Below are 26761 nucleotides of genomic sequence, written 5' to 3'. Positions count from 1 at the left end.
CCGACCTGACGTAGATCAGCTCGGGATGCCGGGCCCGGCGCGGCGCGCTGAACCTTCGGCCAAGCGGGGGCGCACAGGGATCGCACGCCGCGCATTGGTGGCGGCTGCGAGGCGTTCAAACGGTGGGCCCGACGGCTTCCACTGCGGCGAGGCCGACGGATTGCGTCCGGAGGAGACGTGGTCTCTCCTCCGGACGATCCGGACTATCGTGCGTCGAACGCCCGTGCGCGCAGCGAGCGTTCGATGCCCGCCTTGCCCTCGGAGACCAGGCGGCGCAGGGCGGGCGGGTGGTTCCCGGCGAGGAACTTGTCCGCGACGGCGACCGCGTCGTCGGTGATCTCCCACGCCGGGTACAGGCCGACGACGACCGTCTGCGCGACCTCGCTGGACCGCCGCTCCCACACCGCGGGGATCTCGGCGAAGTACCGCTCGACGAACGAGCCGAGCAGCTCGCCCTGACCGGCCGGTGCGAAGCCGCCGACGATCGCGCGGGCGGTGATGTTGGGCAGCGAGTCGTCGTCCATCACCCGGGTCCACGCCTGTTCCTTGACCTCGGCGATCGGCCGCGCGGTCGCCGCGGCCGCGGCCTGGCGCTTGCCCGCCGCGGTCGGGTCGTTGGCGAGCTCGCGGTCGATGGTCGGAGAAGCCGTGCCCTCGGCGTCGATCTCGCCCGCCGCGGCGAGCGCGCTGACCAGCCGCCAGCGCAGATCCGTGTCGACCACGAGTCCGCCGAGACCGACCGAGGCCGGGTCGCCGTCGAGCAGTTCGCGCAGCACCTCGGTGTGCCAGGCCGACAGCCGCGCGCCGGTCAGCGCGTTGACGAAGGCGAGCTGGTGGTCCGAGCCAGGCTCGGCTTCGCGCGCCAATTCCAGCAGGCGGTCGGCGAATTCGGGCCAGCCCACCGAAGCCGCCCACGCGGGATCGGCGTAGCTGCCGATCGCGGTGTGCGCCTGCATGAGCAGCCGCTGCACCACGCCGATCTCGGTTTCCGCGCCGACGCCGCGCTGCACGAGCGCCACGAAATCGCGGGCCTTGAACTCGGCCTGCCTGGTCATCTCCCACGCCGCCGACCAGGCCAGCGTGCGGGGGAGCGGCTCGGCGATGTCGGCGATGCGGTTGACGAGCACGTCGAGCGAGTCGGCGTCCAGCCGCACCGAGCAGTAGGTCAGGTCGTCGTCGTTGACCAGCACGAACTTGCCGCGCGGTACGCCGACCAGCTCGGGCACCTCGGTGCGTTCGGCGGCATCGAGATCCAGCTCGACGCGATGGGTGCGGACCAGCTTGCCGTCCTGGTCGTCGTAGACGCCGACCGCGAGCCGGTGCACGCGCCGCTCGCCCGCGCCGGGGGCCGCGCCTTCCTGGACGACCGCGAAGGAACCGAACTTGCCGTCGGCGTCGACCTGGAAGTCGGGCCGCAGGATGTTGAGGCCGGTGGTCTTGAGCCACTGCGAGCCCCAGGTCGACAGGTCGCGGCCGGAAGACTTCTCCAGCGCGGTCAGCAAGTCGTCGAAAGTGGCGTTGCCGTAGGCGTGCTCGGCGAAGTAGTCGCGCAGACCCGCCAGGAACGGCTCCAGCCCGACGTAGGCCACCAACTGCTTGAGCACGCTCGCGCCCTTGGCGTAGGTGATGCCGTCGAAGTTGACCTCCACCGCGGCGAGGTCCGGGATGTCGGCCGCGATCGGGTGCGTCGACGGCAGTTGATCCTGCCGGTACGCCCAGGACTTCTCCACGTTGGCGAAGGTGGTCCAGGCGTTGGTGTACTCGGTGGCCTCGGACTGGCACAGCACCGAGGCGAAGGTGGCGAACGACTCGTTCAGCCACAGGTCGTCCCACCACTTCATGGTGACCAGGTCGCCGAACCACATGTGCGCCATCTCGTGCAGCACGGTCTCGGCGCGGCGCTCGTAGGACGCGCGGGTCACCTTGGAACGGAAGACGTAGTCCTCCAGGAAGGTCACCGCGCCCGCGTTCTCCATCGCGCCAGCGTTGAACTCCGGTACGAACAGCTGGTCGTATTTGCCGAAGGCGTAGGGCACGCCGAAGTTGGCGTGGTAGAAGCCGAAACCCTGCTTGGTCTCGGTGAAGAGGCGGTCGGCGTCCATGTGCTCGGCCAGCGACGCGCGGCAGTAGATGCCGAGCGGGATCGAGCCGTGCTCGTCGGTGTAGGTGTCGGTCCACTTCGCGTACGGGCCAGCGATCATGGCGACCAGGTAGGTGCTCATTCGCGGCGTGGTGGCGAAGGTGTGCACGGCGAGCCCGCCGGATTCCCGCTTGCCGCCCGCACCATTGGAGACGACTTCCCAGTCGGCGGGCGCGGTGGCGGTGATGTCGAAGGTGGCCTTCAGGTCCGGCTGGTCGAAGCAGGCGAACATGCGCTTGGCGTCGGCGGTCTCGAACTGCGAGTACAGGTAGACCTTGTCGTCGGTGGGATCGACGAACCGGTGCAAGCCCTCGCCGGTGTGCGAGTACACGCAGTCCGCCTCGACGACCAGTTCGTTGCGCTCGGCCAGATTGTGCAAGGCGATGCCCTTGGCCTCGTCGTAGTCGGAGATGTCGAGCGGGGTGCCGTTGAGCGCCGCCGAACGCACGCCGGCCGCGACGATGTCGATGAAAGTGCTCGCGCCCGGCGTCGCGGTGAAGGTCACGGTGGACTTCGAGCCGAACGTCTCGCCGACCGCGCCGTCGGTGCCGGTCGGCTGGTCGGTGAGATCGAGTTCGATGCGGTAGTTCTCGACGCTGACCGTGGCGGCGCGCTCGATCGCCTGGTCGCGGGTGAGATTCGGGGCAGACATGGAACTCCTTCGCTCTTCGACGAACACGGCACGGTGCGAGCTCGCGGCGGGATCGCCCACCGGGAGCGCGACAGCGTCCACAATGCCACCGGGCGGGACCGCCCGCGCGGAACTTTCTCGGCCAACCCTAGTGGGCGCAGCCGGACGAAGTCGGTCCCTCGACTGCGCATGGCCGGGACGAATACCGACTGATGGGCGCATGCGGCCGCTAGCGAGACCAATGCACGCGGCCGCCGGGCGGAGGCGGCGGCAACGGGCCGGACGCGGCGCGGCGGTATCGTTCCTGTGCAGCGCAGACACATATCCACGGATTCGGAGGCTCCACGTTGAAGCATGTGCACGCCGGTAAGGTGCGCGACCTGTACGAGGACGGCGACACGTTGCTGCTGGTGGCCTCCGATCGGGTCTCGGTGTACGACGTGGTGCTGCCGACGCCGATCCCGGAGAAGGGCGCGCTGCTGACGCAGCTGTCGAACTGGTGGTTCCAGTTCTTCGCCGACGTGCCCAATCACGTGCTGTCCACCACCGACGTCCCCGCGGAGTTCGCGGGTCGCGGCGTGCGGGTCAAGCCGCTGAAGATGGTGCACGTGGAGTGCATCGCGCGCGGCTACCTCACCGGCTCGGGTCTGAAGGAGTACGAGCGCACCGGCACCGTGTCCGGCGTCGCGCTCCCGCCCGGCCTGCGCGACGGCGACAAGCTGCCCGAGCCGATCTTCACCCCCACCAGCAAGGCGTCCGAGGGCCACGACGAGCCGATCACCTTCGCCGACGTGGTGGACCAGGAGGGCCGCGAGGTCGCCGAGCAACTGCGCGATCGCACCCTCGACATCTACCTGCGCGGCGCCGAGCACGCCGCGAGCAAGGGCGTCATCATCGCCGACACGAAAATCGAATTCGGCTGGGACGGTGACGTTCTCACCCTCGGCGACGAGGTGCTCACCTCCGACTCCTCGCGCTTCTGGCCCGCCGATCAGTGGGAGCCCGGCCACCCGCAGCCCTCCTTCGACAAGCAGTTCGTCCGGGACTGGTCCACCTCGACCGGCTGGGACAAGGAGCCTCCGGGTCCGGAGATTCCGGCCGACATCGTGGCGGCGACTCGCCGCAAGTATCAGGAGGCGTTCGAGCTCATCACCGGCGTGAAGTGGGCCTCGGCCTGAGTTCCCGCCAGGCTCCACGTTTTCAGGGCCGAGTGTCGTCGGTGCGGTTCAGGTCTCGGTCGGTTTCCGCGCGCAGGTGTTCGGTGAGGCGGTCCAGGTAGGGCCGCTGCCCGCCGATCAGTTTGTCGTGAGCGGTCGCCAGATCGAACCATTCGGCGCGGTCGATCTCGGGGAAGGCGACGAGACGGCCGGAGTGCGGCGGCCATTCCATCTCGAAGGTGCCGGGGTCGAGTTGGGCGGGATCGAGGTCGCCCTCCACGGCCCACGCGACGAGCCGCTTGCGCCCGCTGCTGTACCGGACCTCGCCCAGCGGGATCCATTCTCCTTCCGGCGCGGGCAATCCCAGCTCTTCGGTGAATTCGCGGCGGGCGGCCAGAGCGGCGTCCTCGGTGTCCGGGTCGTATTCGCCCTTGGGGATCGACCAGGCCGCGTTGTCTTTGCGCGCCCAGAAGGGCCCGCCCATGTGGCCGAGCAGGACTTCGGGATCGCCCGACGTGGTGCGAAACAGGAGTACGCCCGCGCTGAATGTCGCTGTCACACCAGCAGTCTGCCGCGCCACTCGACCGCAGCGTCCAATGGTCGGCGGTCGTGTCGGCAGCGATGTGGTGCGGCTTGGACCGCCCGTGCGAGGGTCGTGTGGCGCCGGTGCTCGCGGTGCGGTGCGGACCATTCACACGAGTGCCGCGAACCGCGCGCCTTGAACCGAGATCGGCCCGGGCGCAGTCGCGGGATACCGGCGCACAGAGTTGCTCAGCGCTGCGAGGCGGTCTCGCGGTGCAGCTGCGGGACTCCGACGCGCAGAGCACTCAGAGCCCGGTCAGCGTTTCGCGGCGGTCTCTTGGCGCAGTCGCGCCGCACGCAGCGTCAGATAATCCCGCTCCGGCACACTCGTGGTCCGGCGGGCCGCCGCGGTGTAGTGCGCGACGGCAACCGGATACTCACCCGCCATCTCGTGCAAGTGCCCGCGCACCGCGTCCAGCCGATGACCAGCACCCGCGAGCGGCTCCTCGAGGGTGTCGATCAGCGCCAGCCCCGCCGACGGACCGTGCACCATCGCGACCGCGACGGCTCGGTTCAGCGTGACCACCGGATTCGGCGCGATGCGTTCGAGCAGGTTGTACAGCGCCAGGATTCGCGGCCAGTCGGTGTCCTCCGCACGCGGCGCCTGCCCGTGCACGGCCGCGATCGCCGCCTGTATTTGGTAGGCGCCGGTGAGTCCGTGCGACAGGATGCCGGTGACCAGTCGCACGCCCTCGGTGATCATCGCTCGATCCCATCGACCTCGTCGCTGCTCGGCCAGCGGAATCAGCTCGCCGTGCGGACCGACGCGGGCGGCACGGCGAGCGTCGGTCAGCAGCATGAGCGCCAGCAGACCGGTGACCTCGACGTCGTCGGGCAGCAGCCGGTGCACGGCGCGGGTCAGCCGGATCGCCTCGCCGGAGAGGTCGGTGCGCTGCAATTCGGCGCCCGACGTAGTGGTGTGCCCTTCGTTGAAGATCAGATACAACACGTGCAGCACCGAGCCGAGTCGCTCCCGCCACTCGGCGGCATCGGGCCTGACGAATGGACGATCGAGCGCGGCGAGGCGCTTCTTGGCCCGCGCGATGCGCTGGGCCGTGGTCGGTTCCGGCAGCAGGAAGGCGCGCGCGATCTCCGTTGTGGTGAGTCCGCCGACCGCCCGCAGCGTCAACGCGATCGCACTCGCCGAGGACAACGCGGGGTGGCAGCACAGGAAGAACATCGCCAGGGTGTCGTCCCGGTCGACGGTCTCGGTGTCCGGCACCTCGCGCTCGAAAACAGTTGCCTCCCTGCGCCGCCGCGCCGCTTCGGCGCGCACCACGTCCGCCATCCTGCGCTGCGCGACCTGGACGAGCCAGCCGCGCGGATTGTCCGGCAGCCCCGCCGCGGGCCACTGGGTCGCGGCGGCGAGCAGGGCCTCCTGGACGGCGTCCTCGGCGGTGTCGAAGTCGCCGAAACGGCGCACCAGGACGCCGAGGACCTGGGGCGCCAGTTCGCGCAGCAGGGCCTCGGCGTCGGAGGACAGGGTCACAGTTCGGCGGCGGGAGCGCTCATCACCGCGCGCACTTCGATGTACTCGCCGATCGGCTTTCCGCCGGGGCCGGGCGCGGCCGAGGCCTGGGCGGCGATCTGCAACGCGCGTTCGGGGCTGTCCACGTCGACGAGCCAGTACCCCGCCAGGAATTCCTTGGTCTCGGGGAACGGGCCGTCGGTGATCACCGGGGCGGAGCGGCCGTCGGCGCTGACGATGCGCGCACTCTCCGGTCCCGCCAAGCCTTGCGCGTCGACCAGCTCGCCCGATTTCGCCAGTTCCTCGCCCAGCGCACGCTGAAAGTCGATGTGCGCCTCGAGGTCCTCCGGCTCCCACTCCGAGATCGGGGTGTCGCAGTAGGCGGCTTCGCTGTAGGTCTTGATCAGCATGTACTTCATGGTCGGCTCCTCGCGGATCGGCGCGCCCCTTCGGCGCTCTCGTAGGTAGGTCGGAGCGGGGCGCGCCTCTTCGACACATCGCTCACGCGAGGTTCGGTGATATGGATCACAGTGACGTCGAGGTGTCGGCCAGGCGGTCGGGGTCGGCCGGCTCGCCCGCGGTGATCAGCTCCTTGATCCGGTCGGTCACGTCCCACACGTTGACGTTCATGCCCGCGAGCACGCGATTCTCCGAGTCCAACCAGAACGCGACGAACTCGCGCTGGTCCAGATCGCCGCGTACCACGACCCGCTCGTACCCGCCGGGCGCGGCGTAGCCGGTGTACTCCATGCCGAGGTCGTACTGATCGGTGAAGAAGTAGGGCAGCCGGTCGTAGGTCGCCGACTTGCCGAGCATGGTCGCCGCCGCGACCGCGGGCTGGTTGAGCGCGTTGGCCCAGTGCTCCACCCGGATGCGGCGGTCGAGCCGCGGATGCTGCTGTTCGGCGATGTCCCCCACGGCGACGATGTCCGGATCGCTGGTGACCAGGCTCGCGTCGACGAGCACGCCCTTGTCCACCTCGAGTCCCGCCTCGGCGGCGAGCTCGATATTCGGCTTGGCGCCGACCGCGACCAGCACCGCGTCGGCGGCGACGGTCGTCCCGTCGGCCAGCCGCAGCCCGTCGGCGATCGCCGTCGCGATCCCGTCGTGCGTGGTGATCTCCTCGACTTGGGCGCCGAGGCGTAGATCGACGCCGTGCGCCCGGTGCAGGTCGGCGAAGACCGCGCCCATCTCGGGTCCGAGCGCGCCGAGCAGCGGCTGTTCGGCGGTCTCCACGATGGTGACGTCCATCTCGGCGGCGCGGGCGGCCGCCGCGACCTCGAGACCGATCCAGCCCGCGCCGATGATCGCGAGCCGGTCGCTCTGGCCGAACAGGCCGATGAGGGTGTCGGAGTCCTCGATGGAGCGCAGCGTATAGACGTTGGGGGTGTCGGCGCCGGGCAGCGACAACGTGCGCGGTGTGGATCCGGTGGCCAGCGCGAGTTTGTCGTAGGCGAGCGTGGAGCCGTCCGGCAGCGTGATGGTCTTGGCGTCCCGATCGATCGTGCTGACGGTCGTGCCGAGCAGCAGGTCCACATTGTGGTCGCGGTACCACTGCGCCGGATTCACGGTGAAGTCCGCGAGCTGCTTCTTGCCGAACAGATGTTCCTTGGACAGCGGCGGTCGTTCGTACGGCAGGTGCTCCTCGGCGCTGACCAGGGTGATCTTCCCGTCGAAGTCGTTGTCGCGCAGGGCTTCCGCCAGCTTGGCCGCGGCAAGTCCACCGCCCACGATCACGAAACGCCGATCCGAGGTCATTTGCGGACTCCTTCGCGGGAGGAAACGCGTGCCCAGTCGAGCCTACTGTCGGCGGGTGTTCCGCAACGCCGTATCCGGACATCGGTTCGGGGCGGGAACGAATCGTCCGGCGGCGTGGTTGGTTCCGGGTGACGGCGCTCGCGCGCCGCGCTTCTTGCATGCGATCGAGAGGAACGACCCGTGACCGACACGGCCGAGAAGAACGTCGCCGATTTCTGGTTCGACCCGCTGTGCCCTTGGTGTTGGATCACTTCCCGCTGGATCTTGGAGGTCGAGCAGGTCCGCGACATCGAGGCGCGCTTCCATGTGATGAGCCTCGCGGTGCTGAACGAGGGCCGCGATCTGCCCGAGCAGTACCGCGAACTGATGAACAGCGGCTGGGGTCCGGTGCGCGTCGCCATCGCCGCCGCCAAGGACCACGGCGACAAGGTGCTCGCCCCGCTCTACACCGCGATGGGCAGCCGCATCCACGATCGCAAGGCCGAATACGAGCGTCCGACCATGCAGGAGAGCCTGGCCGCGGTGATCGCCGACGCGCTCGCCGAGGTGGGCCTGCCCGCGGAGCTCGCGAAGGCCGCCGAGAGGACCGAGTACGACGAGGCGCTGCGCAAGAGCCATCACGAGGGCATGGACAAGGTCGGCCAGGACGTCGGCACCCCGACCATCCACGTCAACGGTGTGGCGTTCTTCGGTCCGGTGCTCTCGCGCATCCCGCGCGGCGAGGACGCGGGCAAGGTCTGGGACGGCGTCGTCGCGCTGGCCTCCTACCCGCACTTCTTCGAACTCAAGCGGACCAGGACCGAGGACCCGGTCTTCGACTGAACGCGAAACCGGGCGCCGCGCGTTCGCGGCGCCCGGCTCGTCGGCTCAGGGCACCGGCTTCGGCGGCAGACTCGGCACCTCGCCGTACGGGCCATACGGCACGGCGCCCATCGGCGGCTGCGGGCTCGGGCGCAGGAAGAGCTTTCCGTGCCTGCTGCGGTCGCGCAGCGCCCACATCCGCCAGGTCAGCACCGGGTGCGAGGACAGGGCGTTGACGAACCAGACGAACCCGCCCTTCTCGGTCGCGGCGCGGTCGGCCATCTCGTCGAAGCCGACGAGGGTGTTCATGTACTTGCCCGCCGCCAGCGTGCCCATGGCCGCGGCCGCGCCGGTGTGCCGGTTGCAGTAGCCGTGGTTGTCGGCGGTGTACTCCTGCGAACGGATCAGCGAACTGCCCAGGATCGGCAGAAACGGCACGAGGAACATGCCCAGCTGTCGCCAGTACGAGGTGTGTCCGGCGGCGATGTGGCCGACCTCGTGGCCGATGATGAACGCGAGCGCGTCGGGTTCGCGTGCCTTGCCGCCGATTTCGAACAGGTCGCTGTAGACGACGACGAAGCGCCGGAAGCCGTGACCGGAGGCGAAGGCGTTGATCTGGCCGTTGCCGAGCACCACATAGGCGTCGGGCACCTTCGCCATACCCAACCGGGCCGCCGCCTCGACCACCATCTGATAGCCCTCGGGGAACTGCGTCGGCGACATCTTCACGCCGTTCACCCGCTGCGACGCGTAGTTGATACCGCGCCCCACCCAGACCAGGATCGGCGCGAAGACGAGCAACAGCAGATAGTCGCTCGGCACCGCGCCGTCGGCGAGCACCACGACGAGCATGACGATGGCGATCAGGTAGGCGACCGTCGTGCACACCACCACCAGGACGAGCAGCGGGATCTCCCAGCTGTGCCTGGCGGGCATCCCGAACGGGGAGAGGCCGCGCGGCATGTTCTTCGGCGGTACGGGGGGCGGTGCGCCGTAGGGCGTCATCGGACCGGCGCCGTAGGGGGACGTGGGCTGAGCGCCGTAGGGCGAGGTGGATCCAGTGCCGGGAGGCGGCGTCGTTGGGGTGCCGTAAGGGGACGTGGATCCAGCGCCGTAGGGCGAGGTGGATCCAGTGCCGGGAGGCGGCGTCGTTGGGGTGCCGTAAGGCGACGTGGATCCAGCGCCGTAGGGCGAGGTGGATCCGGCGCCGGGAGGCGACGTCGGCTGGGCGCCGTAAGGCGACGTGGACCCAGCGCCGTAGGGCGAGGTGGTCCCGGCGTCGTGAGGTGGTGTGGATCCAGCGTCGTAGGGTGACGTGGGTTCAGTGCTGTAAGGCTTCGAAGTCTCGGTGCCGTAGGTCGGTTGGGCGCCGGTGTGCTGTGGTATCGCCGAGCCGGGCTGCGGCGGTTGCTGTTCCTGCCCCCACCCGCTCGGCGGCGCGTACGGGGATTCCGGCTGGTCGGCTCGGTCCGGCGGCGTCGGTTCGTGCGGCTGCATGGAATGCACTCTATTCATCGGTAGGGGCGGGGTTCTCGCGTCCGAGAGCCAGCGCCGCTGTGCTGTCGGACACTCGCTGGTCAGTGCCCGCGGGCACGCCTCGTGTCAGCAGATTCGCGCCGGACGGCGCCGGTGTTAATGGCGGACGGTGCCCACCCGGATCGGCCGTCGCGCGGCCTGACAGAATCGCAGCCATGCGCGTATACCTGGGTGCCGACCATGCCGGTTTCGAACTGAAGAATCACGTCAAGGCCCATCTCCAGCAGGCGGGCCACGAGGTCGTCGACTGCGGCGCCCTCGAGTACGACGCCCTGGACGACTACCCCGCCTTCTGCATCGAAGCGGCTCGTCGCACCGTCGCCGATCCGGGCAGCCTCGGCCTGGTCTTCGGCGGCAGCGGCAACGGCGAGCAGATCGCCGCGAACAAGGTGCCCGGCGCCCGCTGCGCCCTCGCCTGGAGCGTGGAGACCGCGAAGCTGGCCCGCGAGCACAACAACGCGCAGCTGATCGGCATCGGCGGCCGCATGCACTCCACCGACGAGGCGCTGGCCATCGTCGACGCGTTCGTCTCCCAGCCGTGGTCCGAGGAGGAGCGCCACCAGCGCCGCATCGACATCCTGGCCGAGTACGAGAAGACCGGTGTCGCTCCCGCCGTCCCGGCGTACTGAGGTCGCGTCGACGAATGCCTGAAGGGCACACGCTGCACCGCCTGGCGAACCAGCATCAGCAAGCTTTCGCCGGCGGTGTGGTGCGGGTGTCGAGTCCGCAGGGCCGGTTCGCCGACGGCGCCGCGCTGGTGGACGGACAGCGACTCGTGCGCTCGGAGGCGCACGGCAAACACCTGCTGCATCACTACGAATCGGGCCTCGCGGTGCACGTGCATCTCGGGCTCTACGGCAAGTTCTACGACTCGGAACCACCGATGGGCGTGCCCGTCGGGCAGGTCAGGATGCGGATGGTCGGCGACGGCTTCGGCACGGATCTGCGCGGTCCCGCGGCCTGCGAGGTGCTGCTGCCGCCGGAGGTCGAGGCGCTGACCGACCGCCTCGGCGCCGACCCGCTGCGTCCCGACGCCGATCCGGACCGCGCCTTCGCGCGAATCCGCCGTTCCCGCAGGCCGATCGGCGCGCTGCTGATGGACCAGAGCGTGATCGCCGGTGTCGGCAACGTCTACCGCGCCGAAGTGCTCTTTCGGCACGGTATTTCGCCCTACCGTCCCGGCGTCGACCTGAGTGCCGAAGAGTGGAGCGCCCTTTGGTCGGATCTGGTCGAGCTGATGCCCGTGGGCGTGGCGACCGGACGTATGCACGTCGTCCGTCCCGAGCACGATCACGGCGAACCGTCCTACGCCCCCGACCGTCCGCGCACCTACGTCTACCGCCGCCTCGGCTCGGATTGCCGGGTGTGTGCCGAGCCGGTTGCTCACGCGGTGCTGGAAGGTCGCAACCTCTTCTGGTGTCCCACCTGCCAGCCGAGCTGAACTCCTTCGGCAGCGTCACCCCCGCCCGCGGACGCGGTTTGCGGGGGTTCAGCCGGCGACGGCCGCGTCTATCTCCGGTTCGTCGGAATCGGAGAACGCGAACCGTCGCCCGCCCGCCGTCTTGGCCGAGTACATCGCCCGATCGGCGCGCCGCAGCAGATCGGTGAAGTCACACGGGGCGCCCGGCGGGTTGTAGGCGGTGCCCACACTCGCCGAGACCGGCACCGGACCCGCCGACGACCACACCGGGTCGCGCAGCGCTCCCACGATGCGGTTGGCGATCTCGGTGAGGGTCTTGCCGTCCCGGTTCACCGCCAGCACGAACTCGTCACCGCCGTACCGGCAGATCACCGTGTCGGGCGGGCAGACCTCGCGCAGCCGGTTGGCCAGTTCGACGAGCACCTCGTCGCCGACCGCGTGCCCGTATCCGTCGTTGATCTGCTTGAACCGGTCCAGGTCGATGAGCAGCAGCCCCACGCAGCTGTTCGGGTCGGTGGCCATGCGGCGCACCTGGTCCTGGAGCAAGGTCCGGTTGGCCAGGTCGGTCAGCGCGTCGTGGGTGGCCTCGTGGCGGAGCCGATGCTGGAGGGCGGCGATCTCCTGCACCCGCAGCGACACCTTGGCCGAAAGACTTTGCTCCTGCTGGGCCAGCGCTCGCTCCTGCAGGGCCTGGGCGTAGCTGTCGATGGCCTGGCTGGCCACGAACGGCCAGCGGGTCGCCACCAACGAGCCCGGCCTGCCGGAGGGGAAGCCGAGCAGCCAGCGACTGGCCTGCGCGAGCATCCTGGTCCGCTCGAACGGCGGCTCGGCGAGGCGAGCGCCCAGCATCCGCGCCTCCGGCACCGGGAAGGGCTCGTGCCTGGCCAGATACAGCAGCCGTTCGACCAGCTCGATCAGAACAGGTTCCAGCTGATGCGGCGTCGTGTGCGAGCCGGGTTCGGAGCACACGGCCCGTGCCCAGGCGCGACACATCGCGGCGACTGGCGGTTCGATGTCGGTCGCCATCGCATTCACCGACCGTGGGCAACGTCGGTACCCGGGTGCCCTGTGCGCACACAGGTGCCGGCCTCACCCCGATCACTACTGCTACGCGGTTGTGTCCACCTCGCTCGGCGCACGCTCACCGCCCCCTTTCCAGATACCCCCGTCCGGCAAAAAGGATCCTAGCAAGCCACTCGGCACTGAAAAACGGCGTTTTACAACGAGTTTTCGATGCCTCGCGAATGGCGATCGGATGTGTGATCGTTCCAGCGGCGCGGATGTTACACATGAGTTTTCGTTCGCTGGAGAGTCGCGGGCCGACGCGCCGGGAGTGTGCTGAAACGGGGGTCCTGCTCGACAGGGGCGTAGGCCAACGCGTCGGCGGGCCCGGACGCCGCGGCGGACACCGGTTCCGGCCCGAATCCGGCGGCACGGTGGGCTCCACATGGAGCGGATCGAGGCTCGGCGCGGGACGCTGCAACTCGAGAGCTGGGATCGCACATACGGTCCATACGTCACGCAGAGGCGGTGCCTGTGTGTCGCGTGCGAAAGCTGTGTGCGACTTGTTCGGCCACCCGCGCGCGGTGATCAGGGGCGACGGCCGGTCGCGCACCGCCAGCACGGGGGCGATTGGCGTTTCCCGAACCGGATTCGGTACAGTGCGTGGTGCACACGACATCGTGGCGATCCCATCGATGTCGTATGCCTGCGGGTGTAGTTCAATGGTAGAACCTCAGCCTTCCAAGCTGATGGTGCGGGTTCGATTCCCGTCACCCGCTCAACGCAAGATTCATACTCGTCGGCGGCCCCCGCCACCGCGAGGCCTCGGGGTGTAGCGCAGCTTGGTAGCGCATCCGCTTTGGGAGCGGAGGGTCGCAGGTTCAAATCCTGTCACCCCGACCAGTTTTCGACCTCCCGGCCCGATCGGGATCGGTACCCTGATCGCCGTGGTGGATGCGATGGGGCACGGCCCCACCCAGTTTCAGAAGCCCTGGCCGCCCGACGCGACCCCGGGGATCCTGACGGAAAGCGGGCGGGTCTTCCATCGTGGCGTCGATTGTCCCGGATATCGGCAGGGCGTCGAGAACTCGCGTCGACTCGGCAGACGGATCGCGCCGGTCGAACAGGTGACCTCCGTCGAGGCGCGTCGTCGTGGCAAGGGCGTGTGCAACAAGTGCTGGGCGTAGGGGATTCCTCTCCGGACGGGGCGGGCCGGTTGGGTCGGCGCGTCTCGACCGGAGAGGGATCCCGGGCATCCCGAGTACCGTTGAGGGAGAGGGGACTCGGGTGCTGTCGGGATGTGGGGTGTCGAGTGTCGGCACATGGCATCTACCTCCTTTCGAACGGGCTACGGGTGGGTCAGCTGTAGAGCCTGGTGAGGAAGGCGTTCATGTTGTCGCGGACCCGGTCGATCTTCTCCTCGAGCGTGAGGTCCTCGCGGTAGCGGCTGCCGAGGGCGGGGCGCTTCTTTCCGCGCGCGTACAGCGAGCAGGCCAGATCGGTGCACATGTAGGTGCCGATCGAGTTGCCGCGGCGACCGGAATCGCCCGCCTTGTGCGCGGTCATCAGGACCACATCACCGCCGGTGTGCGTGGTCAGGCAGATCGCGCACAGCTGCGGCTTGCCGGTCCCGCCGGTCTCGTAGCGCAACGCGACCCCGACCAGCCGTTCGTCCTGTGGCACCACCAGGTAGCAGCGGCCCTGCAGCGACGGATCTCCCCAGCCGAGGAAATCCAGATCGTCCCATGGCCGCTCCGCGAGGTCACGTGGCACGGACAGCCGCTTGGCGTCTCCCTTGGAACAGTTGACGAACGACGACCTGATATCGCGTTCGGTGACAGGTTTCATGACAGTGTCGACTCCTTCCGGTCGATGGTGGACAAACCGACGTGACGTTACGGACCCCGCCACCCGTGGAACAACGGATTTTCCGCGTCTGCCCCGCCCCGCCGAGATCCACCCGACAGCCTCCGGCGAGCACGGCGACCCGATCGCCCACCCGACCCGCGCCTTGCCACCGAATATCTCGGCTTCGACCTCCCGAGCTGAACGCAGCCGGAAAAGATTCGCCTGCAACACTTTCAGCACCGGCACCGATTGCTCTCGCATGCAGGGGAGCACGGTTGCCCAAGGAGTGCCGCAGGACGGCGGGTTCGGATCTTTCACCATCGTGGATGTCGAGACCACGGGACTACGCGCGTCGGATCACCGCATCCTGTCGGTGGCCGCATTGACGTTGGAGAGCGATGGGCGCGTCGCGCGAGAGTTCCACACGCTGCTCGATCCGGGCTGCGACCCCGGTCCGGTGCACGTGCACGGGCTCACCGCCGAGATCTTGCGTGGTTCACCACGTTTCGAACATGTGCGGGAACAGTTGTCGGAACTGCTGACCGGCCGGGTGATGGTCGCGCACAACGCCGGCTTCGATTACGGCTTCCTGATGAACGAGTTCGACCGCAGTGGTGGTGTGCTGCCGGTGGACCACCGATTGTGCACCCTCGCCCTGGCACGCCGGGTCGCCCCGCCGACGCCGGACTGCAAGCTCGGCACGCTCGCCTCCTATTACGGTGTGCCGCAGCGGAAAGCGCACGACGCGCTGGACGACACTCGTGTCTTGGCAGGGGTCTTTCGCGCCTTGGTCGCGGACGCGGCGCGCCTCGGGGTCGCACCGCCGCTGCTTCGCTGCCCGCCGAAAGAGAACAGCCGGGGTTCCTGGCGGCGCCCTGGCACTCGTTCGGGTCCGAAGTCGCCGTGCGAGTTCAGCTATCCGGGTGCTCTCGGCGCCGATGGCCGTCTCGTCCAGGGAATGAAGGTCGCGTTCACCGGCGAGACCGAGACCGAACGCGAAGTTCTGATCGCCATGGCGGAAGCTGCCGGTTTGGATGTGACGGGTGGTGTCAGTGGACGAACGAGCCTGCTGGTCACGAACACTCCGCATGGACCAACCGGAAAGGCCCGCCGTGCGGCTGAATTGGGCACGCCGATCGTGAGCGAACAGCGATTCGTCGCGATGCTCGGTGAAGTGCGACCGGGACGGCGCAAGGACGATTCCGCCGCGTCGGGACGCACCGCCTCGTCGAAAGCGACCGGACCTCTAGCGGGTCGGCGCATTCTGGTACTCGGCGGCGCACACCGCGAAGCGGCAGATGCTCGCGCCCGTGTCGTGGAACTGGGCGGTTCGGCGGCGGTGAACATGTCGGCTCGGGTGACAGATGTGCTCGCGCTGCCGGGGGCCGGTGCCGATCGCAGGCACGCGAAGGCGATCGAGCTCGGCCTGCCGGTGCACGGCCCGGAGCTGTTGTCGGGCGGGCCGTCGACCACGGTGCGGCAGGTGGCGATCGCCGAAGCTGTAGTTGATCCGATCGATCTGGCGCGCGGGCAGGTGATCGATCTGCCGATCGCTGAACGCGGAGTCCAGTGGCAGCTGCGCGCGTCGTGGGCGCAGAGCACGACCTGGGAGGTCGATCTGATCGCCTTCCTGGTCGACGGCGACGAGCGTGTCTCCACAGACGAGGATTTCGTCTTCTACAACCAGCCCCGGACGAGCGGAGCCGGGCTCGCTGTGGAGGGCCCCAGCGAACAGTCGATCGAGTTCGATCTGGATGAGCTGCCGGTGACCTGCCGCCGAATCGTGTTCGCTGCCGCACTCGAGGGCGCGGGCGTGACCTTCGGTGACGTCGGCGCCGTAGAGGTGGAAGTCGCGCCAGGCGGCGATGCGGCGGCGGTGGCCAGGACAACGCTCGACGCCGCGACCGAGGAAGAGACTCTGCTACTGGCCGAGATCTATCTGCGCGGCGACAACTGGCGACTGCGGGCGATCGGTCAAGGGTACGCAACCGGGCTTGCGGCGCTTGCTCGAGGTTATGGCGTCGAGGTGGATGAGTAACGGCTGACAGATCGCGCAACAGGTCGACGAAATTCGAAGTTCGGAGCCGAGTTCCGGTGGTGGGAGTGGGTACTTGTCAGCGCATCCACCGTCAGCGGATGGCGGCCAAGCGGGTGAGATGGGTGGCGAGTGCGGGGTCGGTGACCGGTGCCAGGGTCAGATCGGTGGTGGTCGTCAGTAGGTAGCGTCCGTCGTCGGTGAAGTCCAGCCAAGTGCGGTGGCGGGTCGGCGGTGACATCGGGTCTTCCGGTGCGACGGTGACGGTGATGAAGCCGCGCGCGTCGATCGGCCGGTGCAGGGTCTCGCGGAGCGCGGCGGCGCGCAGCGCGGCCTCGGATTGCTGCTGCCAGAGGTGGGGATCTTCGTGCAGGACGGCCTCGCGTGGTTCACGCATCGGCGCGAGGCGGCCGGGGGGAGCCGAGCCCATGGCGGCCACCAGGTGATGGGCGACTTTCCTTGCGTGGCAGGCGATCACGCTGACGTCGCAGGGCCCCGCGACGATCACCGTTCCCCACACGAGGTGGGTGGCGCCGAAGGCGAGGATGGGCTCATCGGCGCGCCCGTCCTGGACGTAGCGGTCGCCGGAGACCGTGATGGTGGTGACGTCACCGCGGGCGCAGAGGGTGAGCGCGCCGGTCAGGTCGGGATCCGCGTTGCGGGGGAAGCGTTTGGCGAGTTTCAGCTTTTCCCAGTCGTTTTCACTGCGGACAGTGCCGCGGTGGGCCATGTTGATCGGGTAGGGGCGGCGATCGAGGCCGGTTTCGACCGACCACACGTAGGTGAACTCGTCCGGCGTGAAGACCCACTTCACCGCGCGCCCTCGCCGCTCGGTTCGGGTGTGCCGAAGACGGGCACCGCGTCGCCGGAGGCGACGAGGGTGGAGTTGTAGCCGAAGGTCAGCGTGTCCTGCGCGTCGGCGAGCGCCTCGGCGGCGGCGATGTCGTGTGCCATCTTGCGCGGACCGCCCTCGATCGCCTCGAGCACCGGGTCCGGATTCGGCACGTAGGGTTCGGGCGGCGGCGGAATGGCATCGCGGATCGCTTGGGCCGCAGTCGAATTCGACTCCATCAACCGGTGCAGTTCGGCGCAGACGTCGCGCACGGTCGCGCCCGCGCGGAGGAAACGCTCGGTCGATTCGCGCGCGGCCGTCGCCGCTTCGCCGTGCCATTCCGCGAACTCGCGGCGCACCGCGGCCGCGAACGCCGCGAACAACTCGTCGAGCGCCTCGGCTCCGGCCTGCCAGCCCTCGGCGATGCGGCCCAGCTCGGCGGGACGCAACGCCTCGTGCACGAGTTCCCAGATCTCACGGTGGGTGTAGGCGTCGAAGGATTCCCGATCGGTGACGTACGGCGGGTCGGTCGCCGCGTCGACGGCGTCGGGCGCGCTGGTCACGCGCCCTCGTCCAGGCGGTCGGCGGCCAGTTCCAGCGCCGCGCGCTGGGCGGCGTCGGCCTCGGACACCAACTGCCCGGCCGCCAGATATCCGGCCTTGTAGCGCAGGGCCGCTTCTTGTAGCGCGGTCAGCGTGTCCGCGAATTCCTGCCCTTTGGCCGCGAATCCGCGGGTCAGCGCGACTCCTGAGGGCAGATCGGGAAAACCGCTCACCTCGCCGAGATCGGTGCCGCGCAGCTGGCGCAATCCGTCGATAAGCGCGTCGCAGGCCGACGCCAGTCGCAGCGCCGTCTGTTCCGACATGCGCAGCTCACCGGTCAGCGCGGCATCGAACACTCCGGCGGCCCGTGCCTGTTCCGGTTGCACTGGAATCGGCCCCCTCGCTCTCCCTCGGCACGACGGTCGTGAGCAAGGCAGCCTATCAGCGCTCGAGCGCGCCTTTCCGGTGAATCGTGCACGGTTCGTGGATCGCACAGCGTCGTCGGTGAGGGCTTGTGCTCCGATCCGAACACTGTCCTCGGACCGGTATCTGTGCCACGATCGGCACATGCCGTATGTGGCCGACCCACGCGTCGACGCCTACATCGACGCCCTGCCCGCGTGGCAGCAGGCGATCTGCCGCGAGGTTCGCGACCTGGTGCACGCCGCCGACCCCGAGGTCGAGGAGACCATCAAGCGCACCGTCCAGCCGTACTTCGTGCTCGACGGCAATATCTGCGCGCTGCTCGCCGCGAAGACGCACGTCAACGTGTTCCTCTACGACGGAGGCATCGTCTCCGACCCCGAGGGCATCATCACCGGCGGGCACGACAACAAGACCGCGCGCACCGTGGCCATTCGCGAGGGCGAGACCGTCAATGCCCGCGCCCTTTCGGCCATGTTCCGCCAGATCATCGCCGACAACCGCGCGGGCGGATGGCGAAAACTGAAGGGGCGCTGATTTTCAGCTGGCCGCTGCTTCCGGCTCGACCGGGATCGGCGCTTGGCCGCGGGCGGCGCGGGCGATGCGCTCGGCGCGGGCGGCGAGCATCGGCAGCCTGGCGTCGCCGACCGACATGGCGTGGTTGCCGAGACGATTGGTGACGAAGGCGACGGAGAGGCCGAGTTCGGGGAACGCGATGCCGCCCGATCCGCCGATCCCGAAGTGCCCCAACGCCCTTCGGGTGATGCGCGGACCGACGATGGCGCGGTGGTAGCCGAGCGCGAAGTGTGGCGCCGCGCCTAGCACGTAGTCGAAGCGGCCGTTGGGCGGCATCTCCGCGATGCGCCGGGTCGTCTCGGCGCGCAGCAGTCGGCGGCCGCTCACCATGCCGTCGTTGGCGATCGCGCCGTACATTTTGGCCAGTGCGCGGGCGGTGAACACCCCGTTCCAGCCGGGCATCATCGCGTCGTAGGGCCGGGTGCCGATCGACATGTCGGCCCAGCCGTCGTAGACCGCGCCGCGGGCGGCGTACACCAGTTGCAGCGGTGCGAAGGGCGCGATCAGCCGGTCGATCGGAACCCTGGCGACCCCGATCCGCGGCGAGAGCGTCGCCAGCCGGTGCCGCTCGTGTTGCGGAACGCCGTAGAAGAAGTCGCGCTCGCCGAGCGGTTCGGCGAGTTCGGAGCGGACCAGATCGGTGAAGTCGCGACTGGTCGCGCGCTGGGCGATCTCGGCCACCAGGGTGCCGAAGGTGATGGCGTGGTAACCGGATGCGCGCAGCCGCAACGGATCCGGCGCGGAGGCGGCCATCGCGGCGGAGACCGCGTCGTGGTCCAGGAAGTCGTGCGGGTCGGGCAGCAAGCCGCGGATGCGCTGGAGACCCGCGCGGTGGTTCAGTACATCGCGCAAGGTGATGTCCGCCTTGCCGTTGGCGGCGAAATCCGACCAGTAGTCGGCGACCGGGGCGTCGACGTCGAGCAGTCCGCGATCGATGAGCCGATGGGCGACGGTGGCCGCCACACCCTTGCCGGTCGAGTACGACAGCGCCATGGAGTCCGCGCGCCACGGCCGGTCGCGGTCCGCCCAGCCCGCCCACACATCGAGCACCGGTTTGCCGTTCAGATAGACCGCGAGCGCGCCGCCGCCCTGGCTCTTGCGACGGAACATGCCGAAGAACTTCGAGGCCAGCCCGGTGAAGCGGTCGTCGATCAGCATCGTCCGAGTGTCGGACTCTCGAGCCTGCCCGTTGTCGAGGGGTGCAGTCATGGTCAGACTCCTTTGTCTGTCGGCTGCGCGCGGCCGAACCGCGCAGGCGGGCTGCTTACTCTTGCAAGCGCCCTGCTAGCAGACTGTAACGGCTGTCACGATCCGTCCGCAACGGTCGTTCCCACTGGATGGGGAGTACCCAGCGTCAACCTTTCGATGCCTCAGCACTTCTCACTCCGGGCACGCGGCGTCGCTAGAACCCCCACGACCTGCGCCGATCGTCGGATGCCGCCCAGCTGCCAAGCGACTATCGGCGTCGAAGCAGGGACGCGAAGGGCCATCGAGCCGCTCTGAAAGTCCTCTGGACGCCGTCCGCCCCCGATCGCGTACAGCGGTCGAGAACGAAGGTCGGCACGCCGGTAACGCCCCTAGTTCACGGTGAGCTCCTCCGGCCTCGACCGGGCTCCCTGCCGCCCGAGCCTTCTCAATACAAAGACGCCACCGACCAGCACGCCACCGACCGGCACGGCATCGACCGGCGCGGCATCGACCGGCGCGGCATCGACCGGCACGCCACCGACCGGCGCGGCATCGACGAGCGTGGTGCCGAGGCGCGCTGCACCGGCCAGCGCCGCGCGGATTAGCGCGGCACCCGATTGGCGCGACATGACCAGCGCGGCGCGGATTAGCGCGGCGCGGATTTGCGCGGCACCGACGAGGACGGCACCTGGCCAGCGTGGTGCCGACAAGCGTGGTGCCGAGGAGCGTGGCGTCGACCGGCGGGGCACCGGCCAGCGCGGTATCGATGAGCGCGGCATTTGCCAGCGTGGCATCGACCAGCGCGGCGCGGATTTGCGCGACACCCGATTAGCGCGACACCGAGGAGAACGGCCTCCGGACAGCGTGGTGCCGACGAGCGCAGTGGCGACGAGCGCGGCGGCGACGAGGACGGCGGCGACGAGGACGGCGCCCGGCCAGCGCGGTATCGATGAGCGCGCCACCGACCAGCGCGGCACCGACGAGGACGGCACCCGACCAGCACGCCACCGACCAGCGCAACATCGACGAGCGCGGTGCCGAGGAGCGCGGCACCGGCCAGCGCGGCGCGCGGATTAGCGCGGCACCGACGAGGACGGCGCCCGGCCAGCATGGTGCCGATGAGCGCGGCATCGACCGGCGGGGCACCGGCCAGCGCGGTATCGATGAGCGCGGCACCGGCCAGCGCGGCACCGGCCAGGGCGGCACCGGCCAGGGCGGCGCGCGGATTAGCGCGGGGCGGATTAGTGCGGCACCGACGAGGACGGCGCCCGGCCAGCGTGGCGCCGGCCAGCGGGGCGTCGACCAGCGTGGCGTCGACCGGCATGGCGTCGACCGGGCGCGGCCTCGACCAGCGGGGCACCGACCGCGCAGCATCGACCGGCTCGGTACCGGCCAGCGCGGGGCGGATTAGCGCGGCACCGACGAGGACGGCACCCCGGCCAGCATGGTGCCGAGGAGCGCGGCATCGACCGGCGGGGCACCGGCCAGCGCGGTATCGATGAGCGCGCCGCCGGCCAGCGCGGCGCGCGGATTAGCGCGGGGCGGATTGGTGCGGCACCGACGAGGGCGGCACCCGGCCAGCGTGGCGTCGACCGGCTGGCGTCGACCGGCTGGCGTCGACCGGGCGCGGCCTCGATCAGCAGGGCACCGAGCGCGCAGCATTGACCGGCTCGGTACGGGCCAGCGCGGGGCGGATTAGTGCGGCACCGAGGAGGACGGCACCCGGCCAGCGTGGTGCCGATTAGCGTGGCGTCGACCAGCGTGGCACCGACCGGCGCGATATCGACCAGCAGGACACCGACCGCACGGCCTCGAGCGGCGCGGTACCTACCAGCGCGGCGCCGACCGGCGGGGTACCGGCTAGCGCGGCATCGACCGGCGGGACACCGGGGCGCGGCATCGAAGAGCGCGGCGCCGACCTGCGCGGCACCGGCCAGCATGGCACCGACCGGCGCGGCGCCGACCGCAAGATCAGGGGATCCGTACCCGTTGTCCTGGGTTCGGCCCGCGCGTCGTCGGTGAACTCTCGCCAGCGTCCAACAGGTGATCGCGGGGTCGATTGGCGCGCCTGCGGCCTGGCGGACCGACGTGTCGGCATCCAGCAGTTGCGCTTCCTTCCGCTGCGCACGCCGTCCGACGGCCTCGACGAGGCGATGCTGCCCGACGCTGCGCCCGCGTGACCGGGTCGGCTCGGTCGTGCGCACGGTCGAGCCGACCAAGCCGCCGGAGGTCTTCTACGAGGTCACCGGGTGGAGCCGTTCACGGCGCCGGGCACCGCCGTTCACAGGCGCGGGTCGACGGGCTCCGATTCGAGGGCCAGCACCGCGAACACCGCCTCGTGCACCCGCCACAGCGGCTCGCCCGCGACGAACCGGTCCAGCGCCTCCAATCCGAGCGCATACTCGCGCAGCGCCATCGACCGCTTGCGCCCGAGACCGCGTGTGCGCAGGCGGTGAAGGTTGGGCGCGCGCAGGTACTCCGGGCCGTAGATGATCCGAAGGTACTCGGGTCCACGGCATTTCACGCCCGGCTGAACCAGGCGGGCCGACTCGTCTCGGGTCGGAGTGCTGGCGGTGTCCGAAGTGTCCGGTGCCGAACCGCTTCCCTCGGGACCACGCTCACCGTCGGTACCGGGACGGTCGACCGATCGGCTTCGGACAAGGGAACCGAGCGGCTTCACGACCATGCCTTCGCCGCCCGCGGTGGTGAGTTCGGTCCACCACGCCGTCGCGGCCGCTTCGCTGTCGGCCTCGGCGAGATCCACCACCATCCGGCGCGTCGGCGTGAACAGCTCCGGATCGGCGGCGACCAGGCGATCGATCACCGCCAGGTGCCAGGCGTGGTCGCGGGTGGCGTGGTTGACGCCCTCGGCGGCGAGCAGTTGGAACGGCGCGAGACGCAGCCCGGCAAGACCGTCGGTCGTCCAGCAGTAGCGCCCGTAGGCAGTGGTGAAGGCCGCGGCGTCCGCGCGCCGCCCCGCGGTGCGCTCGGCCAGCTGGGTGACGTCCTGGCCGCGCGTGGCGACCGCCGCCAGCACCGCCGCGGTGTCGTCCAGCGCGGCCTTCGCCGCCGCGCCGACGGCCGCGTACTGGTTGCGCAGCAGGCCGACGGCCTTCGCCGACCACGGCAGCAACTCCGTGTCCAGCAGCAGCCACTCGCTGCGTAGTTCCTCGAACAGACCCGCGGCCTCGGCCGCCCCGCGGACTCGCGCGAGCAATGTCTCGGTCTGGGCGGGGTCGTCGAAGAACGGGCGCCCGGTGCGCGTGTAGATCGCGCCCGTGCCGTCGTCCTCGACGCCGAAACGGTCCCGCGCGACCGCCGCCGAGCGGGTCACCAGGACGACGGCCCGCGAGCCCATGTGCTTCTCCTCGCACACGACCCGGTCCACCCCTTCGCCCCGGTAGTAGGCGAATGCCTCGGCCGGGTGCTCGAGGTAGCCGTCGAGCGACGAGGTCGCGCACGGCGCCATCGTCGGAGGCAGGTACACCAGCCAGCGCGGATCGATCGCGAAGCGGCTCATCACCTCCAGGGCAGCCCCGGCGTTCTCCTCCTGCACGCCGACGCGGCCGTGGTGGCGGGTGTGCACCACACGGCGTCCCAGCACGTCGTCTAGATCCAGCACGCCCGGATCGCGGTGCACCACGGCCGCGGTGGTGTCGGTCGTGGTGGCTACGGCAGGCGCGAGCGGGCGCACCGGCTCGTACCAAACCTGTTCGGCCGGAACGGATACCGGCTCGCGCTCGGGGTAGCGCAGCGCCGTGAGGCGACCGCCGAACACCACGCCGGTGTCCAGGCAGAGCGTGTTGTTCACCCACCGCAGCTCGGTCACCGGAGTGTGGCCGTACAGCACGGTGGCCCGGCCGCGGTAGTCCGAGGCCCACGGGTAGCGCACCGGCAGACCGTATTCGTCCGTCTCGCCAGTCGATTCGCCGTACATGGCGAACGCGCGGACCCGGCCGGACGCGCGGCCGTGGTACTCCTCCTTCAGCCCGGCGTGCGCGACGACGAGGTTGCCACCGTCGAGCACGTAATGACTGATCAGTCCGCGGCAGAAGTCGAGCGTCGCCTTGCGAAAATCCTCGTCCTCCGCCTCGAGCTGGCTCAGCGATTCGGCAAGGCCGTGCGCGATCCTGACCTTCTTGCCGTCCAGCGCGCGAACAAGCTTGTGTTCGTGATTTCCGGTGACACACAGCGCCGTTCCCGCGGCGACCATACCCATCACCAGCCGCAGCACGCCCGGGGTATCCGGGCCGCGGTCGACCAGGTCGCCGACGAACACCGCGGTGCGCCCGCGCGTATGACGCGCGCCGACCGCACGCCCGGCCTCGTCACGCTCCAGCGCGTACCCGAGCTCGCCGAGCAGCGTCTCCAGTTCGGCGCGGCAGCCGTGCACGTCGCCGATCACATCGAACGGTCCGGTGAGTTCGCGCTTGTCGTTCCACGCCTTCTCGTCGACGAGGGTCGCGCCCTCGATCTCCTCTGTCCCGCGCAACACGTACACCTTGCGGAAACCCTCGCGCTCCAGTCCGCGCAGGCCGCGGCGCAGCTCCCGCTGCTGGCGATGCACCACGTGCGCGGCGAGATGCGAACGGTCGGGACGCAGCGCATTGCGTTGCAGGCACACCGCATCCGGCACGTCGAGCACGATGGCGACCGGTAGCACGTCGTTGGCGCGCGCCACCGCGACCAGTTCCTGACGCGCCCGAGGCTGCACATTCGTCGCGTCGATCACCGTCCGCAAGCCGCGGCGCAGCCGGATGCCCGCGATGTGGTGCAGCAGCGCGAAGGCGTCCGGTGTGGCCGACTGGTCGTTCTCGTCGTCGCTGACGATGCCGCGGCAGGCATCGGAGGAGACCACGGCCGTGGCCGGAAAGTGCTTGCGCGCGAAGGTCGACTTGCCCGAGCCGGTGCTGCCGATGAGCACGACGAGCGAGAGTTCAGGGATGGACAGTTCGGTCATCGTACGGCTCCTTTCGTGTCTTCGCCGGTGGGCCGGGGTCCGTCGGCCCTGGTGAACAGCGCCAGCTGTGTGGGCGCACCGAGCTCGGGGTGCTCGGCGCCCACGGGACGCAGCTGAACGCGGTACCCATTGCGCTGCGCGACGCCGGTCGCCCAGGCGGCGAATTCGGCGCGGGTCCACTCGAACCGGTGGTCGTCGTGGCGGAACTTGCCCGCGGGCAAGGTCTCGTAGGCCGCGTTGTACTCCGAGTTCGGTGTCGTCACCACGACGGAACCGGGTGCGGCCGTGGCGAATACGGCGTGCTCGAGCGCGCCGAGGCGCGGCGGGTCGACGTGCTCGATCACTTCCATCAGCACCGCCGCGTCGTAGCCGCGCAGGCGAGCGTCGGTGTAGGTGAGCGCCCCCTGGAGCAACGTGAGCCTGCGTGCGACACGCTCCGGCATGCGGTCCAGCCGCAGCTTGCGCTTGGCGATGTGCAGCGCCCGTGTCGACACGTCGACGCCGACGATCTCGGTGAACATCGGGTCCGCCAACAGCTCTCGCAGCAGCGCGCCCTCGCCGCACCCGAGATCGAGCACCCGCTGCGCCCCGATCTCACCCAGCGCGGCGAGCACCGCCGCCCGCCGCTGCACCGCCAGTGACGGCGTACGGGTTTCGTCGGTGCGTTGCTCGCCCGCCGAGTCGACGGCAGACGCGCCCGCAGCGGCATCAGTCAGTGCAGGCTCACCCGTATGCGGCGCCACCGCGCGCGTGTCGGCCCGCATTCCGTCGGATGCGGCGTCGTCCGGCGACGAGCGAGGAGCCTCGGCCGCATCGAGCAGGGCGATCTGTGTCGTCGAGCCGAGCCCCCGTGAACCCGTGGAGTCCGCGGTCTGGCCCGAGATCGAACTGTCCGCATGCGAAGACGCGGCGCTACCGACGTGCACATCAGTGTCAAATGCCCCGGAGGCGTTGTCGCCCAAGGCATTCGCGCCGTCGACATAGTCCTCCACCGCGCCGAGATCGTCCGGATCGGCCTCGTCGATCTCCGCCAGACGCGCCAGTGCGGTGCGAACGAGCGACTGACGCCGGGCCAGGTAGCGACGGGCGATCCACCCGCGTTCCGGGTGCTCGGCCAACCACCCGTCGCCCGCGCGGATCAGCTTGTCGACCTCGTCGGCGGCCATCCAGTAGTGCTTGGCTCCGTCGAGGACGGGCAGCAGTACGTACAGGTGTGAGAGGGCGTCGGCCAGTCGCATCTCACCGGTGAGCGCCAACCGCAGGTAGTGCGAATCGCCCCACTCCGGAAAAGCCGGATCGAGCGGGAGCGGCGTGGTCGAGACACGCCAGCCGAGCGGCGTGAACACCCGCTCCGCGGCCTCGGCACCGCCCTTGCACGGCACCGCGGGCAATTCGATCCGCAACGGCAGCGCGGCGAGCGCGAGTTCCGGACGCGCTTTGCACTGCCCGTGCAGCGCCGTGCGGAACACCGCGCCGATCGCCACGGACAGCAGTGACGACGCCGCGTACGGCCGGTCGTTGACGTACTGACCGAGGCTGAAATCCGGTGTGCCACGCGAACGTCCGCGCACCAGGCGGATCGGGTCCACCTCGAGAACCAACGCCGCCGTACAGCGCGCCGGATCCGCCTCCGGATACACCACGTGCGCCGTGCCGTAGGACTGCTCGAACGCCTGCACCCGCTCGGGGTTTTTGTGCAGCAGGAACCCGAGGTCGGTCGCGGGCCAGTCCGCGCCCTCCGGTCGCGTGCAGGTGATCGTCAGCAGCATGCTGCGATCGTCGCCGACCCACCCCATGGCCGCAAGGAAGTTTTCCACAGCGACGATGAACTTCCATATGGCACAAACCATTCGGGCGCCGAT

General features: G+C 69.7%; 23 protein-coding genes and 2 tRNA genes. 10 read left to right on the top strand and 15 right to left on the bottom strand.

From position 1 onward, the window contains the following. Positions 1-203: 203 nt before the first annotated feature. Positions 204-2792, bottom strand: coding sequence for an aminopeptidase N (gene pepN / locus ABZV58_RS16085; protein WP_355000884.1), 2589 nt, complete (start codon positions 2790-2792; stop codon positions 204-206). 326 nt (positions 2793-3118) lie between these two features. On the opposite strand from pepN, the gene ABZV58_RS16080 reads away from it, so the two are divergent. Beyond that, a complete protein-coding gene (locus ABZV58_RS16080; protein ID WP_355000883.1) occupies positions 3119-3949 on the top strand; it encodes a phosphoribosylaminoimidazolesuccinocarboxamide synthase in 831 nt (276 codons plus the stop codon). A 22-nt stretch (positions 3950-3971) separates the two neighbouring features. On the opposite strand, the gene ABZV58_RS16075 is transcribed toward ABZV58_RS16080, so the two are convergent. The 4 genes from ABZV58_RS16075 to ABZV58_RS16060 all read right to left on the bottom strand — a co-directional run bounded on the left by ABZV58_RS16075 (position 3972) and on the right by ABZV58_RS16060 (position 7736). Beyond that, entirely contained in the window at positions 3972-4487 is a 516-nt protein-coding gene (locus tag ABZV58_RS16075) for an NUDIX domain-containing protein (RefSeq protein ID WP_355000882.1), read from the bottom strand. A 279-nt stretch (positions 4488-4766) separates the two neighbouring features. Beyond that, positions 4767-5999, bottom strand: coding sequence for a DUF6596 domain-containing protein (locus tag ABZV58_RS16070; RefSeq protein ID WP_355000881.1), 1233 nt, complete (start codon positions 5997-5999; stop codon positions 4767-4769). Further along, on the bottom strand, positions 5996-6397 hold the full coding sequence (locus ABZV58_RS16065; protein ID WP_355000880.1) for a YciI family protein: 402 nt from the start codon (positions 6395-6397) through the stop codon (positions 5996-5998). The genes ABZV58_RS16070 and ABZV58_RS16065 overlap by 4 nt, the downstream gene beginning before the upstream one ends. Positions 6398-6503: 106 nt before the next feature. Beyond that, positions 6504-7736, bottom strand: coding sequence for an FAD-dependent oxidoreductase (locus ABZV58_RS16060; protein WP_355000879.1), 1233 nt, complete (start codon positions 7734-7736; stop codon positions 6504-6506). A 180-nt stretch (positions 7737-7916) separates the two neighbouring features. Here ABZV58_RS16060 and ABZV58_RS16055 point away from each other — a divergent pair, with 180 nt between their 5' ends. Further along, positions 7917-8558: a disulfide bond formation protein DsbA gene (locus tag ABZV58_RS16055; RefSeq protein ID WP_355000878.1), complete on the top strand. Its 642-nt coding sequence runs from the start codon at positions 7917-7919 to the stop codon at positions 8556-8558. Between the two features lie 45 nt (positions 8559-8603). Here the strand turns inward: ABZV58_RS16055 and ABZV58_RS16050 are convergent, their stop codons facing one another. Continuing rightward, a complete protein-coding gene (locus ABZV58_RS16050) occupies positions 8604-9500 on the bottom strand; it encodes a M48 family metallopeptidase (protein ID WP_355001158.1) in 897 nt (298 codons plus the stop codon). A 728-nt stretch (positions 9501-10228) separates the two neighbouring features. On the opposite strand from ABZV58_RS16050, the gene ABZV58_RS16045 reads away from it, so the two are divergent. Together ABZV58_RS16045 and ABZV58_RS16040 are read left to right on the top strand one after the other, a co-directional pair. After that, positions 10229-10702, top strand: a complete 474-nt coding sequence (locus ABZV58_RS16045; RefSeq protein WP_355000877.1) for a ribose-5-phosphate isomerase — start codon at positions 10229-10231, stop codon at positions 10700-10702. A 14-nt stretch (positions 10703-10716) separates the two neighbouring features. Continuing rightward, positions 10717-11514, top strand: a complete 798-nt coding sequence (locus ABZV58_RS16040) for a DNA-formamidopyrimidine glycosylase family protein (RefSeq protein ID WP_355000876.1) — start codon at positions 10717-10719, stop codon at positions 11512-11514. Between the two features lie 48 nt (positions 11515-11562). Here the strand turns inward: ABZV58_RS16040 and ABZV58_RS16035 are convergent, their stop codons facing one another. Next, on the bottom strand, positions 11563-12519 hold the full coding sequence (locus ABZV58_RS16035; RefSeq protein ID WP_141812251.1) for a GGDEF domain-containing protein: 957 nt from the start codon (positions 12517-12519) through the stop codon (positions 11563-11565). Positions 12520-13203: 684 nt separating this feature from the next. On the opposite strand from ABZV58_RS16035, the gene ABZV58_RS16030 reads away from it, so the two are divergent. The 3 genes from ABZV58_RS16030 to ABZV58_RS16020 all read left to right on the top strand — a co-directional run bounded on the left by ABZV58_RS16030 (position 13204) and on the right by ABZV58_RS16020 (position 13682). Continuing rightward, positions 13204-13274: transfer RNA gene (locus ABZV58_RS16030), tRNA-Gly, on the top strand. A 47-nt stretch (positions 13275-13321) separates the two neighbouring features. Then, a tRNA-Pro gene (locus tag ABZV58_RS16025) sits at positions 13322-13398 on the top strand. Positions 13399-13442: 44 nt separating this feature from the next. Continuing rightward, positions 13443-13682, top strand: a complete 240-nt coding sequence (locus ABZV58_RS16020; RefSeq protein ID WP_355000875.1) for a hypothetical protein — start codon at positions 13443-13445, stop codon at positions 13680-13682. A 172-nt stretch (positions 13683-13854) separates the two neighbouring features. On the opposite strand, the gene ABZV58_RS16015 is transcribed toward ABZV58_RS16020, so the two are convergent. Next, positions 13855-14343 carry an FBP domain-containing protein gene (locus ABZV58_RS16015; RefSeq protein WP_355000874.1) on the bottom strand — a complete coding sequence of 163 codons (489 nt, stop codon included), beginning with the start codon at positions 14341-14343 and terminating at the stop codon, positions 13855-13857. Positions 14344-14602: 259 nt separating this feature from the next. Between ABZV58_RS16015 and ABZV58_RS16010 the strand changes: the two genes are divergently transcribed. Next, entirely contained in the window at positions 14603-16381 is a 1779-nt protein-coding gene (locus ABZV58_RS16010; protein WP_355000873.1) for a TerD family protein, read from the top strand. A gap of 91 nt (positions 16382-16472) precedes the next feature. Here the strand turns inward: ABZV58_RS16010 and ABZV58_RS16005 are convergent, their stop codons facing one another. The 3 genes from ABZV58_RS16005 to ABZV58_RS15995 are packed head-to-tail and all read right to left on the bottom strand — an operon-like array spanning position 16473 to position 18138. Next, entirely contained in the window at positions 16473-17192 is a 720-nt protein-coding gene (locus ABZV58_RS16005) for an ESX secretion-associated protein EspG (RefSeq protein WP_355000872.1), read from the bottom strand. Continuing rightward, positions 17189-17773, bottom strand: a complete 585-nt coding sequence (locus tag ABZV58_RS16000; protein WP_355000871.1) for a hypothetical protein — start codon at positions 17771-17773, stop codon at positions 17189-17191. Before ABZV58_RS16000 ends, ABZV58_RS16005 begins: the two co-directional genes overlap by 4 nt. Then, positions 17770-18138, bottom strand: coding sequence for a hypothetical protein (locus tag ABZV58_RS15995; RefSeq protein WP_355000870.1), 369 nt, complete (start codon positions 18136-18138; stop codon positions 17770-17772). Before ABZV58_RS15995 ends, ABZV58_RS16000 begins: the two co-directional genes overlap by 4 nt. Positions 18139-18319: 181 nt before the next feature. Between ABZV58_RS15995 and ABZV58_RS15990 the strand changes: the two genes are divergently transcribed. Next, positions 18320-18712 (top strand): DUF1801 domain-containing protein, encoded by a 393-nt coding sequence (locus ABZV58_RS15990; protein WP_355000869.1) that lies wholly within the window; start codon positions 18320-18322, stop codon positions 18710-18712. A 3-nt stretch (positions 18713-18715) separates the two neighbouring features. On the opposite strand, the gene ABZV58_RS15985 is transcribed toward ABZV58_RS15990, so the two are convergent. Continuing rightward, positions 18716-19960 carry a serine hydrolase domain-containing protein gene (locus ABZV58_RS15985; RefSeq protein WP_355000868.1) on the bottom strand — a complete coding sequence of 415 codons (1245 nt, stop codon included), beginning with the start codon at positions 19958-19960 and terminating at the stop codon, positions 18716-18718. Between the two features lie 368 nt (positions 19961-20328). Then, positions 20329-20901, bottom strand: a complete 573-nt coding sequence (locus ABZV58_RS15980; RefSeq protein WP_355000867.1) for a hypothetical protein — start codon at positions 20899-20901, stop codon at positions 20329-20331. On the opposite strand from ABZV58_RS15980, the gene ABZV58_RS15975 reads away from it, so the two are divergent. After that, positions 20889-21350, top strand: coding sequence for a hypothetical protein (locus ABZV58_RS15975; RefSeq protein WP_355000866.1), 462 nt, complete (start codon positions 20889-20891; stop codon positions 21348-21350). The two genes, ABZV58_RS15980 and ABZV58_RS15975, sit on opposite strands and share 13 nt — an antisense overlap. 870 nt (positions 21351-22220) lie before the next feature. Here ABZV58_RS15975 and ABZV58_RS15970 read toward each other — a convergent pair. Together ABZV58_RS15970 and ABZV58_RS15965 are read right to left on the bottom strand one after the other, a co-directional pair. After that, on the bottom strand, positions 22221-24899 hold the full coding sequence (locus ABZV58_RS15970) for a polynucleotide kinase-phosphatase (RefSeq protein ID WP_355000865.1): 2679 nt from the start codon (positions 24897-24899) through the stop codon (positions 22221-22223). Next, positions 24896-26716: a 3' terminal RNA ribose 2'-O-methyltransferase Hen1 gene (locus ABZV58_RS15965; protein ID WP_355000864.1), complete on the bottom strand. Its 1821-nt coding sequence runs from the start codon at positions 26714-26716 to the stop codon at positions 24896-24898. Before ABZV58_RS15965 ends, ABZV58_RS15970 begins: the two co-directional genes overlap by 4 nt. Positions 26717-26761: the final 45 nt, after the last annotated feature.

Origin of the sequence: Nocardia sp. NPDC004654, from assembly GCF_040609595.1 — a bacterium.
Classification (GTDB): Bacteria; Actinomycetota; Actinomycetes; order Mycobacteriales; family Mycobacteriaceae; genus Nocardia.
Note: the sequence above shows the minus strand (reverse complement) of the source record. Positions and strands in the feature narration are given on the sequence as shown.